This is a genomic window from Streptomyces sp. NBC_00461 (genome assembly GCF_036013935.1).
GTDB lineage: Bacteria > Actinomycetota > Actinomycetes > Streptomycetales > Streptomycetaceae > Streptomyces.
The window spans coordinates 6,430,392-6,442,481 of record NZ_CP107902.1 but is presented as its reverse complement, the minus strand read 5'-3'; the positions used below and the strand labels follow the sequence as shown (position 1 = coordinate 6,442,481).

Here is a 12,090-nt window from a genome sequence, read left to right as displayed (position 1 = left end):
TCAGAGCCAGCCCTTTTCCCTCGCGATGCGTACCGCCTCGGCCCTGTTGCGTACCGCCAGTTTCTGGATCGCCGTCGAGAGGTAGTTGCGGACCGTGCCCTGCGACAGATGCAGCGCCGCTGCCAGTTCCGCGTTGGTGGAACCGTCGGCCGCCGCGCGCAGGATCTCCCGTTCGCGGTCGGTCAGCGGGTTCGCGCCCCCTGCCAGGGCCGCGGCGGCGAGGGTGGGGTCGATGACCCGTTCTCCCGCCAGCACCTTGCGTACCGCCTCTGCCAGTTGGGCGGCCGGGGCGTCCTTGACCAGGAAGGCGTCGGCGCCCGCTTCCATGGCGCTGCGGAGGTAGCCGGGACGGCCGAAGGTGGTGAGGACGACCACCTTCACCGCCGGGAGTTCCTTGTGGACCAGGGCCGCCGCCTCGATACCGGTGCAGCCCGGCATCTCGATGTCGAGGAGGGCCACATCCACGTCGTACTCGCGGGCGGCCGCCACCACCTCGTCGCCGCGCGCCACTTGGGCGACGACCTCGATGTCGTCCTCAAGACCGAGGAGGGCGGCCAGCGCCTCGCGGACCATCGACTGGTCCTCGGCGAGCAGAACCTTGATCGTAGGGCTCATGCACCGGATCCTACGGCCGGCGGCGAGCCCGCGGGGACGCGGGCGACCAGCCGGAACCCTTGCTTCGTGCGCCCCGCCTCCAGGCTTCCGCCCGCCTTCTCCAGACGCTCGGTCAGGCCTGTCAGGCCGTTGCCCGGCCCCTTGCCCGAGCCGCCGGATCCGTTGTCCTCGACGGAGAGTTCGAGCATCTGCCCGTCCAGGGTCTGCCGCCTGAGCACCTCCACCGTGCACCGTCCGGCACCGCTGTGGCGCACGACGTTGGTGATCGCCTCGCGCAGCGCCCAGGCCAGGGCCGACTCGCTCTCCTCGGAGACGCCGGCGAGGTCGGGTTCGGCGGGCACGTCGGCGGTGATGTCGGCGGCCGTCAGGGCGACCTGCGTGCCCGCGAGCTCCGCGGACAGCCGGGGGCGGCGGTAGCCGGTGACCGCCTCGCGGACGTCCACCAGGGCCTGACGGCTGACCTGTTCGATGTCGGCGACCTGCTGGGCCGCCTTGTCGGGGTCGCCGGGGAGCATGCGGCCCGCCAGCTCGCTCTTCAACGTGATCAGCGACAGGGAGTGGCCGAGCAGGTCATGGAGGTCGCGGGCCAGGCGCAACCGCTCCTCGTTGGCGGCCAGTTGGGCGACCGTGGCGCGGGCCTTGCGCAACTCTATGGTGGTGCGCACCAGTTGCTTCACGCCCGTCATCGCGAAGCCGAGGAGCACCACCACCAGCAGCAGGCTCCAGTCGAACTTGCTGTTGTACAGGCCCACCAGGAGCATCGCCAGGGCGTTCAGCCCGATCGCCCAGTACGTCACCGGCATCGGGAGAGCGGCGCCGCAGGTGACGGAGACGTAGACGAAGAGACCGATCCACGGGTAGCCGAGGGTGAGGCCCAGGACAATGGCGAGCGTGGCGAGCAGGACGACGAAGGCGCCGACGGCCGGGCCCGAGAACGGGCGGCCCATGTTCCGGAAGACCAGCGTCAGATAGACGCCGGTGAAGGTCGCCAGGGCCACCCAGCCCGCCGCGGTGGCGGCGGGGGTGTGCCGGCCGGAGGCCAGGTCCTGCATGGGCGCCCCGAGGAAGATCAGCCAGGGCAGGATCCAGACCAGCTTGCGCAGCGCCTCGCCACCGTTGCGGGGCTGCTGGCCGATCCTGATCGTGTTCTCGGCCCGCAGTTCGTCGGGCAGCCCGTCGTCCGTCATCGCGCTCACGCCTTCAGCGTGTCCTTCCGGTACAGCCAGGCCGCGCCGCCCGCGAAGAGCAGGAAGAAGGCGACGAGGATGGCGATGTCCTGGGCGTGCGGGGCCTGACTCTGTTCGATGGAGCGCCCCAGGGCAGCGTACGCGTGCGTGGGCAGCCACTTGGCGATGTCCTGCAGCCAGGTTGGGAAGCCAGTGGAGGGGAACCACAGGCCGCCGAGGATCGACAGACCGAAGTAGATGATCATCGTGATCGGGCGGACCGCGTCCCCGGAGGCGAGGTAGCCGATGGCGACGCCGAGCGCGGCGAAGACCAGGCTGCCGGCCCAGATCGCGCCGGTGAGGGCGAGCCACTGCCAGGCGTCCAGGCGTACGTCCTTGACGGCGGCGGCGACCACGAAGACGACCACGATGGACGGCAGGCTGACGACGGCGGCGCTGGCGGTCTTGGCGAGGACGTAGCCCCGCCCCGGCAGCGTGGTCAGCCGCAGCTGCCGTACCCAGCCGCTCTCCCGCTCCTTGGCGATGCGCTCGCTGTTGCCCATGAGGACCGCGGTCAGGGCGCCGAAGGAGGCCATGGACACCATGACGTACGACGCGACGCTCAGGCCGGTGCCGTCGACGGTGCCCGTCTGGCTGGAGGCCAGCAGGAAGATGACCGACGGGTAGATCACCGAGAAGAACAGGAACTTGCGGTTGCGCAGGGCGCGTGCCAGTTCCAGCTTGATCAGGGCCCGCGAAGCAAATGTATTCAGCATGACTGCTTGGCCTCCTCGGCGGCGGTGATGGCGACGAAGGCCTGCTCCAGGCCGAGCCCGGCGACTTCGAGGTTGCGGGGGTAGACGCCGAGGCCGTAGAGGGCGTGCACGGTCGCGTCGGCGTCGGCGGACTGGATGCGGACGGTCTGGCCGCTGACGGTGAGGGAGGTGAGGAAGGGAAGAGCGCGCAGAGAGGCCTCGTCGATGGTGCCCTCCAGGTCGAAGGCGACGCGCCTGGCTCCCGCCTTCGCCTTGATCTCGGCCGCCGTCCCGTCGGCGAGCAGCCGCCCCCGGTGCAGCACCAGCACCCGGTCGGCGATCGCGTCCGCCTCCTCCAGGTAGTGCGTGGCGAACAGGACGGTCCGGCCCTGGTCCGCCTGCTCGCGCATGGTGGCCCAGAAGGCCTGGCGGGCGGAGACGTCCATGCCGGTGGTGGGCTCGTCGAGGACGATCAGGTCGCTGTCGCCGGCGGTGGCGAGAGCGAAGCGCACGCGCTGGGCCTGGCCTCCGGAGAGCTTGTTGACCTTGCGGTCGGCGATCTGCGCGACACCGGCGCGGGCGAGGACGTCGCCGGCCTTGTACGGCTTGGGGTGCAGGTCGCAGGCGAGCTTCACCAGTTCGGCGACCGTCACCTCGTCCATCAGCCCGCCGCTCTGCAGCATGGCGCCCACCCGGCCGGCGACGATGGCCTCGCGCGGGCTGGTGCCGAAGACACTGACCGTGCCGCTGTCGGCCTGCTTCAGGCCCAGCAGCAGGTCGAGGGTGGTCGACTTGCCGGCCCCGTTGGGCCCCAGCAGGGCCACGGTCTCCCCCGGGTGCAGGGCCAGCGTCAGCCCGTCCACGGCCCGCACGGTCCCGTAGGTCTTGCTCACCTGCTCGAACCCGACGACCTGTGTGGCGGTCGTCGTCGCTGTCGTCGTCATGTGCACCATCGTGGCCGCGCAGGCCCCTGCCGCGGCAGTGTCGGCGGTCCTGACTGCCGGATGACAGATGTCATGCCGAAGGCGGTGACATACGACGAGAGGGCACCCGACGGGTGCCGGGTGCCCTCTCGTGCGCTGTGCCGCTAGCTGGGGTTCGACTCGATGACGCCGACCCTGTTGGTCTTGCTCAGGAGTGCCTGGCGCAGGGCGACATAGACGTCCTGGGGGGTGACGGCCGTCTTCTTGCCGGTGCCCCGAGTGATCAGGACGCCGTTGAACTGGCCGCCGTAGAGCTGCTTGAGCGCGGCGAGGTCCGGCTTGTCGACGAGCTTGCCGTTGACCGCCTCGACCCTGAGGAACTTCCACAGGGAGTTCTGCGGGCTCAGCGGCAGCGAGACACCCGTGTCCGTCTTGACCGTGGCAAGGCCCGACATCGCCGGCTCGGCGAACGCCTTCATCTCACGGTCGACCTCGGCATTGCTCACCGACGGCTGCTGGGTCGTCGTCGCGACCGTCACCGGGGAGGTCGCGTCGGTCTCCACCTGGTTGCGGTACGCCTCCTCGACCGCCTCGGTCGACTTGGCGACGTCGATGCCCTTGCCCGCCTTGCCGTAGACGGCGACGGCCTTGCCGGACTTGAACTCGATCGTGCCCTCGGTCATCGATCCGGAGCCGCCGGCCGAGGACTTCAGGGCCGCGGTCAGCTTCTCCTCGTCGACGGGCATCACCGGGTCGACGACGCGGTGGTTGCCGAAGAGGGAGCCGATGACGGAGACCGGGTTGTAGTCGCTCTGCGCGGCCGCGGCGACCGTGGCCTGCTCGTCGAACTGGAGCCCCGCCTGATCCGGCTTGAGGGTGACGGTGTCACCGCCGACCGACAGCTTCAGCGGCTTGTTCACCCGGTCGCCGAAGGCCTCGTCGAGCTTCCTGACGGCGTCGTCGCGGGTGCCGCCGCCGATGTCGACGCCGAGCACGGTGGTGCCCTTGGGCACGTCGGAGTGGTTCATCAGCAGCCCGGTGCCGTACGCGACACCGCCGAGGACGAACACGCCGGTGCCGACCAGCACCAGCTTGTTGCGGCCCTTCTTCTTTTTCTTGGGTGCGGAGGACGCCGGCACGTTCTGTGCGACCGGCTCGGGCAGCTTCGGGGGCGTGTGCGGCAGCGGGCCGTCGGTGTGGGCGCCGGGCCCGAAGGGCGAGTTGGCGTCGGTGGGCACGACCGGCATGCTGCTGGTGACGGTGTGTCCGGAGACGTTGTCGGGGGCCGGGTAACCCTGCGTGCCCGGCCCGGGGGCCGGCTTCTGCGGGGTGAGGATCGCGGTGTCGTCGCTGAGGCCGCCACCGGGGCCCAGACCGGCGCCGTGCGGGCCGCCCATGCCGCCGGGTCCGGCAGGCGCGCCGGGTCCGGGTGCGCCACCGAGGGGAGCGCCGCCGAGGGGAGGGCCGCCGAGAGGTGCGGTCAGGGGGCTGTCGCCCATGACCGGTCCGCCGGTCGGGCCCGCGGGACCCTGTGCGCCGCCAGGGCCGCCGTGGCCGCCCGGACCGTTGAAGCCGCTCGCGCCGCCCGGGCCGCCGTAGCCGCTCTGGCCGCCCGGCCCGTTCGGGGCGCCGTGCTCGCCTTCCGAGAAGTACGGCAGGTCGTCGCGACGCGGTTCGCCGCCGGGACGCGAGCTGTTTCCGAGCGGTCCCGCGGCCAGCGCCTCGGTGACGTCGAAGGAACCGGTGCCACCGCCGTGCCCGGGAGCCACCGGCCCGCCGGTCGCACCGGGCAGCCCGGCGCCGTTCGTCCCGGCGGGGCGCGGGGCACCGCCGTTCGCGCCACCGGGGCGGGAGCCGCCCGGCACGCTCATGGAGCCGACCACGCCGCCGGGACGACCGGCTCCCGGCCGTGCACTGCCGGGAGCGGCGCCCGCGCCAGGAGCCCCGGCGCCCGCGGCGGGCGCGCCCTGCGTACCCGAACCGCCCGGCAGACCGGCCCCGTTGGTGGCGCCGCCGCCCTGACCGCCCGGGCCCGGCCCCGACTTGCGGGGCGCGAACCAGTCGCTGGTCTTCTCCTCCGCGGTCGGGGCGGGCTCGGCCGGGGACTCGACCGTGCTCATGGCCTGGGTCACGCCCGGCGCAGGAGTCTCGGTCTGCGGGGCCTCGTCGGAGGCCTCGGTGTCCGCGACGGGCGTACGCACGACGACCGGCGGAATGGGCCGCGACCCGGGGATGTTGATCCGGATCCGGGTCGTCAGTGTGGTCTCGGTCTTGCGGTCCTCCGGCTGCGCGGCCGAACGGCCCGCATCCGTACCGGCGTCGGAAGCCGTGGGTGTCCCGTACGGCGGCGTGCCCGACGGGTATGCGGCTCCGCCGCGCCCGTTGGGCCCGGAGGACGGAGTGTCAGTTTCACGACTCAAGGCAGGTTCTCCCGGTTGGCTCCGCCGCCCGACACAACCTCACGGGCGGCTCGGCGGCGCGCACCACCATACTGGCCACTTCTGGCGCGTATCCCATGACCGCCCGGGAAACCCACACGGGACTCGCACGCAGACTTAATGGCGAAGTAGTACGTCACTTCCCAAGTCGGACGTCACGGCCACCTGGTTGCCGCCCCTGTCCAAGGGTGGCGCAGATCACAGCCACGGCCATTCCTCCGAGCAGGAAGAGATAGGAGCCGCCTCCTGCGCCGAAGAGGAAGTCGCCCTCGGGTCTGCTGGCGGTGAGCAGGATGACGGCGATCATCCAAGCGGCGGCGGGCGCGATGGACCCGCCCCGGCTGCCGGTGGCCCGTCCACCGCCGAGGCACAGGCCCGCCTCGCCCGCGAGCGCGAGCAGCAGCCCGCCCGGGAACCAGCCGGCCTGCACCAGCGCACCGGCCGCGCCGACGACCAGGCCGAGCACGAAGAGACCCACGTACAACAACGTCCGCCAGGCGGAGGGCCGCTGCAGCGGCTGGGCCAGCAGGGAGCCCCGCTCGGTCATGACGCCTCCCCGGTCCCGGCGAAGAGATCGGTCTCCCGGGCCGCCCCGTCCGGCCCGCGCACCAACTCGTAGCACTCGGTGGTGAACAGGGGCTGCGCCTGCTCGTTCGAGAGCGCGAAGTACGGCTCCGCCACCTCGATCTGTGTGGCGTGCGCCCGCATCGCGGCGGCCTTGGCGGCGGCGTGCGCGGTGCCGTCGATCTCGGCGGTGATCCGCTCGTCCGGCACGACACCCGGTACGTCGTCGATGACGGCGGCCTTGGAGAACGGCAGAGCGGGCAGATCCTCCGCAAGCCGGGCAAAGGAACCCTCGGCGACGGACCGGGGCACCCGGTTCCAGTAGATCTTGGGGATCGGCCGGCCCGCCTCGGCGGCCAGGTCGGCGGCGCGCATGGCGACCCGGTGGGCCTGGATGTGGTCGGGGTGGCCGTACCCGCCGTTGTCGTCGTAGGTGACGAGGACCTGGGGGCGTACCTCCAGGATCACCTCGACGAGATGCCGGGCCGCCTCGTCGACGTCCGCCTGCCAGAAGCAGGCCGGGTCGTCGTTGTCGGCGAGGCCCATCATCCCGGAGTCCCGGTAGCGGCCCGGGCCGCCGAGCAGACGGAAGTCCTCGACGCCGAGCTCACGCATGGCGGCCGTGAGCTCGCGCAGCCGGTACTCGCCGAGGGCGGTGCCGGTGAGGTGCCGAAGCTCCGGCGGGATGACCTCGCCGCGCTCACCGAGGGTGCAGGTGACCAGGGTCACGTGAGCACCCCCGGCCGCATACGCGGCCATGGTCGCGCCGTTGTTGATCGACTCGTCGTCCGGGTGCGCGTGCACCAGTAGCAGACGCCGGGCTGGCAGTTCCGTCATGGACCCCACCCTACGAGGCGGTACCGACAGCACCACGCAGCCCGGGGGTCGGAACTTTCAGCCCGGGGGTCAGAACTTGATGCTGCCGATCATCCCCGCGATGTTCGTCGTCAGCTCGCTGATCGTGGGAGCGATGGTCGAGGAGGCCAGATAGAAGCCGAGCAGCATGCAGACGACCGCATGCCCCGCCTTCAAGCCTGACTTCTTGACCAACAGGAAGACGACGATCGCCAGCAGCACCACCGCCGAAATCGAGAGTGCCACGGCGGCTCACCTCCAAAGGTCCCAAGAGCGCGGGGGTCGGACTGAGGGGGCAGATAAATCCATGCGATAACCAGCAGGTTCATACCCACTATGCGCTAGTGATCATAACTATCCGAACGCGCGCATCGCTCGGCGCACGGCCGCACAAGGGGGCGCATGGCCAATATGGTCGGTCCATGACGACGAGGCCCGATTCCTTCCCCCGCCGGCACGCCCGCACCCAGCGCTTCACGCTGGGCGCGCCGCGCGCTTTCACCGTGGCACCCGACGGCGCCCGTGTGGTGTTCCTGCGCTCCACCTCCGGTACGGACAAGGCGAGTTCCCTGTGGGTCCTCGATGCGGCGCAGGGCGGGGAGCGCGTGGCGGCCGACCCGCGCGCCCTGCTGGGTGGCACCTCGGAGGACCTCCCCCCGGAGGAACGGGCGCGCCGCGAACGCAGCCGCGAGGGCGGCGCCGGCATCGTCGGCTACGCCACCGACGCGGCCGTGGAGTTGGCGTCCTTCGCGCTGTCGGGGCGGCTTTTCGCGGCCGAGCTGCGGGCCGGCACGGCACGTGAACTCCCCGCCGCCGGACCGGTGATCGACCCGCGCCCCTCCCCCGACGGCCGGCACGTCGCCTACGTCGCACACCGTGCGCTGCGGGTCGTGGGCGCCGAGGGAAAGGACGAACGGGCGCTCGCCGAGCCGGAGTCGGAGAACGTCACCTACGGACTGGCCGAGTTCATCGCGGCCGAGGAGATGGGCCGTTCACGCGGCTTCTGGTGGTCGCCGGAGTCGGACCGGCTGCTGGTGGCACGCGTGGACGACACACCGGTGGCGCGCTGGTGGATCTCCGACCCGGCTCAGCCGGAGCGTGATCCGCAGCAGGTGGCCTACCCGGCGGCGGGCACCGACAACGCGGAGGTGCGGCTGTTCGTGATCGGCCTGGACGGGGTGCGCACGGAGGTCCTCTGGGACCGGGCGCGCTATCCGTACCTGGCCCATGTGCACTGGTCGGACGCGGGTGCGCCGCTGCTGCTCGTCCAGGCACGCGACCAGCGCAGCCAGTTGTTCCTGGCGGTGTCCCCGGAGACGGGCGAGACCCGGCTCGTACACGCGGACGAAGATCGAGTTTGGCTTGATCTTTTCCCCGGTGCGCCCTGCTGGAGCCCGTCCGGGCAGCTCGTGCGCATCGCCGACGAGGGGGGCGCGCGGGTTCTCGCGGTCGGTGAACGCCCGCTGACGGGACCGCAGTTGCATGTCCGCGCGGTGCTGGACGTCACTTCGGACGACGTGCTCATCTCCGCGTCGGCCGGCGCGGAGGCCGACGCCCCCGAGACCGGCGAGGTGCACGTCTACCGCGTCAACGAACTGGGCCTGGAGCGCATCTCGCGGGAGCCCGGCGTGCACTCGGCGGTACGGGCGGGAGGCGTGACCGTGCTGGTGTCCGCCTCGCTCGACCGGCCGGGCGCCCGCGTGCAGATCCTTCGCGACAGCGGCCGAAGGGAGCCGGGGGTCCCGTCGGCCGGAGGCCCGGGAAGCGCGGCGACCATCACTTCGTACGCCGAAGATCCCGGTATGTCCCCGCGCGTGATCCTCACCGAGGGGGGCGCACGGCGCATCCCGTGCGCCGTCCTGCTCCCCCATGATCACGACGGTGCGACCCCGCTCCCCGTCCTGATGGATCCCTACGGCGGTCCGCACGGACAGCGGGTGATCGCCGCCCACAATCCGCATCTGACGTCACAGTGGTTCGCCGACCAGGGGTTCGCGGTGGTGGTCGCCGACGGGCGCGGCACCCCGGGCCGCTCCCCGGCCTGGGAGAAGGCGGTCCGCGACGACCTCGCGGCGGTCGTCCTGGAGGACCAGGTGGACGCGCTCCAGGCGCTCGCCGCCGACTTCCCGCTGGACCTGAGCCGGGTCGCGATCCGCGGCTGGTCCTTCGGCGGCTATCTGGCGGCGCTCGCGGTGCTGCGCCGCCCGGACGTCTTCCACGCGGCGGTGGTGGGCGCCCCGGTCACCGACCTGCGCCTGTACGACACCCACTACCAGGAGCGCTACCTCGGCCACCCGGCCGAGCAGCCGGAGGTCTACCGCCGCAACTCGCTCATCGACGACGCGGGCCTGGTCGACGCGGCCGAGCCGCACCGCCCGATGATGGTCATCCATGGCTTCGCCGACGACAACGTGGTGGTCGCCCACTCCCTGCGCCTGTCCTCGGCCCTGCTCGCCGCCGGCCGCCCGCACGAGGTGCTGCCCCTGTCCGGCGTCACCCACATGACCCCGCAGGAGTCGGTCGCCGAGAACCTGCTGCGGCTCCAGCTGGATTTCCTGCGGCGTTCGCTCGCACAGCCGCGCAAATCTCCATGAACCGCGTTAACAAGCAGGCAACTTCAGGGAAGCGATACCGATATACGGACGCGCGAGGCTGAACAACGTACGGCCGTGCGGGTGCCGTAAACGGGCCGGGGTGTCGCCATGTCACCCCGGCCCGTTGCTTTCCCCCTCCGGTCCCTCAGGTCCTCTCAGTCCTTTCGGCTCCTCCGGCGGCACGACGACCTTCTCCTCGGCGAAGTGGCAGGCGGAGTCGTGCGCGGCCGGCCCGCTCGCGAACCGGAACTCCGCGGGCACCGCGAGCGCGGGCACCTCCAGCGCGCACCGCTCCTGCGCCTTCCAGCAGCGGGTGCGGAAGCGGCATCCGGAGGGGACGTTCGTCGGCGACGGCACGTCACCCGCGAGGATGATCCGCTCCCGGTACTCACGTGCCTCCGGATCGGGCAGGGGAACGGCCGACAGCAGCGCCTGGGTGTAGGGGTGCGTCGGATGGTCGTAGATCTCCTCGTCCCTGCCGATCTCCACGATCCGCCCCAGGTACATCACCCCGACCCGGTCCGAGATGTGCCGGACGATCGACAGGTCGTGCGCGATGAAGACGTACGACAGCTCGAACTCGCTCTGCAGCCGGTCGAGAAGGTTGATCACCTGGGCCTGGACGGAGACGTCCAGCGCGGAGACCGGCTCGTCGGCGACGATGATCTCGGGGCGCAGCGCCAACCCCCGTGCGATGCCGATGCGTTGGCGCTGGCCGCCGGAGAACTGGTGCGGATAGCGGTTGATGTATTCGGGGTTGAGCCCGACGACGTCCAGCAGCTCCTGGACCTTCTGCCGCCGGTCTCCCTTGGGCGCCACCTCGGGGTGGATCTCGTACGGCTCCCCGATGATGTCGCCCACCGTCATCCGGGGGTTGAGGGAGGTGTACGGGTCCTGGAAGACCATCTGGATGTTGCGCCGCACGGACCGCAGGGCCTTGCCGGAGAGCCTGGCGATGTCCTCGCCCTTGTAGCGGATGTTCCCGGCCGTCGGCTTCTCCAGGTTGACCAGCATCTTGGCGACCGTCGACTTGCCGCAGCCGGACTCGCCGACGATGCCGAGGGTTTCGCCACGGCCGAGTTCGAAGTCCACGCCGTCGACGGCCTTCACCGCGCCGACCTGCTTCCTGAAGAGAATCCCCCGGGTGAGCGGGTAGTGCTTGACGAGCCCGCTGACCTGCAGAATCGACTCAGCCATTCAGGCACTCCCTCCAGAAGTGGCAGGCGCTGTGCCGGGCCGAGTCCGGACCGTCCACCTCGTGCAGGGGCGGTACGTCGGTACGGCACACGTCCTGGGCCATAGGGCAGCGGGGGTTGAAGGCGCAGCCCGGTGGGATGTGCATGAGGTTGGGCGGCAGGCCCTTGATGGCGTAGAGCTCCCGGCCCTTCTGGTCGAGCCGCGGGATCGACTCCAGCAGGCCCTTGGTGTACGGGTGCGCGGGCAGCTTGTAGATGTCGTGCACCGGGGCCGACTCGACGATCCGGCCCGCGTACATCACGGCGATCCTGTCGGCGACGTCGGCGACCACGCCCAGGTCGTGGGTGATGAGGATGAGCCCCATGTGGTACTCGCGCTGCAACTCCGCGAGCAGGTCCATCACCTGGGCCTGCACGGTGACGTCGAGGGCGGTGGTGGGTTCGTCGGCGATGATGAGGGCTGGCTCCAGGGCGAGGGCCATCGCGATCATGATGCGCTGGCGCATACCGCCGGAGAACTGGTGCGGGTAGTCCCTGACCCGCTCCCTGGCCGCCGGGATCCGCACCCGCTCCATCAGCTCGACGGCCTTCGCCCGCGCGTCCTTCTTCGACATGCCCCGGTGCACGACGAACATCTCGCCGAGCTGGTCGCCCACGGAGAGCACGGGGTTGAGGGAGGACAGCGCGTCCTGGAAGATCATCGCCATCTCGGCGCCACGGACCTTGCGCCGCTCGTCCTCCTTGAGTTTCAGCAGGTCCCTGCCCTGGAAGAGGATCTCACCGCCGGTGATCTTCCCGGGTGGGATGTCGAGGATGCCCATGACCGCCTGCGCGGTGACGGACTTCCCCGACCCGGATTCCCCGAGCACGGCAAGGGTCTCCCCCGCGTCCACGCTGTAGTTGACCCCGTTGACGGCCTTGGCGACCCCGTCCCGGGTCCGGAACTCCACATGCAGATCCCGCACTTCGAGCAACATGACGACG

General features: G+C 71.1%; 11 protein-coding genes. 1 reads left to right on the top strand and 10 read right to left on the bottom strand.

What is annotated here, in order from left to right; translation table 11 throughout:
• The 8 genes from OG870_RS30260 to OG870_RS30225 form a co-directional block, all read right to left on the bottom strand.
• A complete protein-coding gene (locus tag OG870_RS30260) occupies window positions 1–615 on the bottom strand; it encodes a response regulator transcription factor (RefSeq protein ID WP_266521082.1) in 615 nt (204 codons plus the stop codon).
• Window positions 612–1,802 carry a sensor histidine kinase gene (locus tag OG870_RS30255; RefSeq protein WP_266844854.1) on the bottom strand — a complete coding sequence of 397 codons (1,191 nt, stop codon included), beginning with the start codon at window positions 1,800–1,802 and terminating at the stop codon, window positions 612–614. The genes OG870_RS30260 and OG870_RS30255 overlap by 4 nt, the downstream gene beginning before the upstream one ends.
• Window positions 1,803–1,807: 5 nt before the next feature.
• Window positions 1,808–2,557, bottom strand: coding sequence for an ABC transporter permease (locus OG870_RS30250; protein WP_266589748.1), 750 nt, complete (start codon window positions 2,555–2,557; stop codon window positions 1,808–1,810).
• A complete protein-coding gene (locus tag OG870_RS30245; RefSeq protein ID WP_266521080.1) occupies window positions 2,551–3,480 on the bottom strand; it encodes an ABC transporter ATP-binding protein in 930 nt (309 codons plus the stop codon). The genes OG870_RS30250 and OG870_RS30245 overlap by 7 nt, the downstream gene beginning before the upstream one ends.
• Before the next feature lie 143 nt (window positions 3,481–3,623).
• Window positions 3,624–5,879, bottom strand: coding sequence for a hypothetical protein (locus OG870_RS30240; RefSeq protein WP_266844065.1), 2,256 nt, complete (start codon window positions 5,877–5,879; stop codon window positions 3,624–3,626).
• Window positions 5,880–6,033: 154 nt separating this feature from the next.
• Window positions 6,034–6,444 (bottom strand): DUF6113 family protein, encoded by a 411-nt coding sequence (locus tag OG870_RS30235; protein ID WP_266521078.1) that lies wholly within the window; start codon window positions 6,442–6,444, stop codon window positions 6,034–6,036.
• A complete protein-coding gene (gene mshB / locus OG870_RS30230; RefSeq protein WP_266844067.1) occupies window positions 6,441–7,298 on the bottom strand; it encodes an N-acetyl-1-D-myo-inositol-2-amino-2-deoxy-alpha-D-glucopyranoside deacetylase in 858 nt (285 codons plus the stop codon). Before mshB ends, OG870_RS30235 begins: the two co-directional genes overlap by 4 nt.
• A 69-nt stretch (window positions 7,299–7,367) precedes the next feature.
• Window positions 7,368–7,562 carry a hypothetical protein gene (locus OG870_RS30225; RefSeq protein WP_266521076.1) on the bottom strand — a complete coding sequence of 65 codons (195 nt, stop codon included), beginning with the start codon at window positions 7,560–7,562 and terminating at the stop codon, window positions 7,368–7,370.
• A gap of 176 nt (window positions 7,563–7,738) precedes the next feature.
• Here OG870_RS30225 and OG870_RS30220 point away from each other — a divergent pair, with 176 nt between their 5' ends.
• A complete protein-coding gene (locus tag OG870_RS30220; protein ID WP_266844070.1) occupies window positions 7,739–9,910 on the top strand; it encodes a S9 family peptidase in 2,172 nt (723 codons plus the stop codon).
• 111 nt (window positions 9,911–10,021) lie between these two features.
• On the opposite strand, the gene OG870_RS30215 is transcribed toward OG870_RS30220, so the two are convergent.
• Together OG870_RS30215 and OG870_RS30210 are read right to left on the bottom strand one after the other, a co-directional pair.
• Entirely contained in the window at window positions 10,022–11,107 is a 1,086-nt protein-coding gene (locus tag OG870_RS30215) for an ABC transporter ATP-binding protein (RefSeq protein ID WP_266521074.1), read from the bottom strand.
• Window positions 11,100–12,083, bottom strand: a complete 984-nt coding sequence (locus OG870_RS30210) for an ABC transporter ATP-binding protein (protein ID WP_266521072.1) — start codon at window positions 12,081–12,083, stop codon at window positions 11,100–11,102. The genes OG870_RS30215 and OG870_RS30210 overlap by 8 nt, the downstream gene beginning before the upstream one ends.
• Between the last annotated feature and the right edge of the window lie 7 nt (window positions 12,084–12,090).

What these genes read in the sequence shown, in the direction of transcription:
- OG870_RS30260 (WP_266521082.1), bottom strand. Translation starts at nt 615, where the DNA reads ATGAGCCCTACGATCAAGGTTCTGCTCGCCGAGGACCAGTCGATGGTC.
- OG870_RS30255 (WP_266844854.1), bottom strand. Translation starts at nt 1,802, where the DNA reads ATGACGGACGACGGGCTGCCCGACGAACTGCGGGCCGAGAACACGATC.
- OG870_RS30250 (WP_266589748.1), bottom strand. Translation starts at nt 2,557, where the DNA reads ATGCTGAATACATTTGCTTCGCGGGCCCTGATCAAGCTGGAACTGGCA.
- OG870_RS30245 (WP_266521080.1), bottom strand. Translation starts at nt 3,480, where the DNA reads ATGACGACGACAGCGACGACGACCGCCACACAGGTCGTCGGGTTCGAG.
- OG870_RS30235 (WP_266521078.1), bottom strand. Translation starts at nt 6,444, where the DNA reads ATGACCGAGCGGGGCTCCCTGCTGGCCCAGCCGCTGCAGCGGCCCTCC.
- mshB (WP_266844067.1), bottom strand. Translation starts at nt 7,298, where the DNA reads ATGACGGAACTGCCAGCCCGGCGTCTGCTACTGGTGCACGCGCACCCG.
- OG870_RS30220 (WP_266844070.1), top strand. Translation starts at nt 7,739, where the DNA reads ATGACGACGAGGCCCGATTCCTTCCCCCGCCGGCACGCCCGCACCCAG.
- OG870_RS30215 (WP_266521074.1), bottom strand. Translation starts at nt 11,107, where the DNA reads ATGGCTGAGTCGATTCTGCAGGTCAGCGGGCTCGTCAAGCACTACCCG.
- OG870_RS30210 (WP_266521072.1), bottom strand. Translation starts at nt 12,083, where the DNA reads ATGTTGCTCGAAGTGCGGGATCTGCATGTGGAGTTCCGGACCCGGGAC.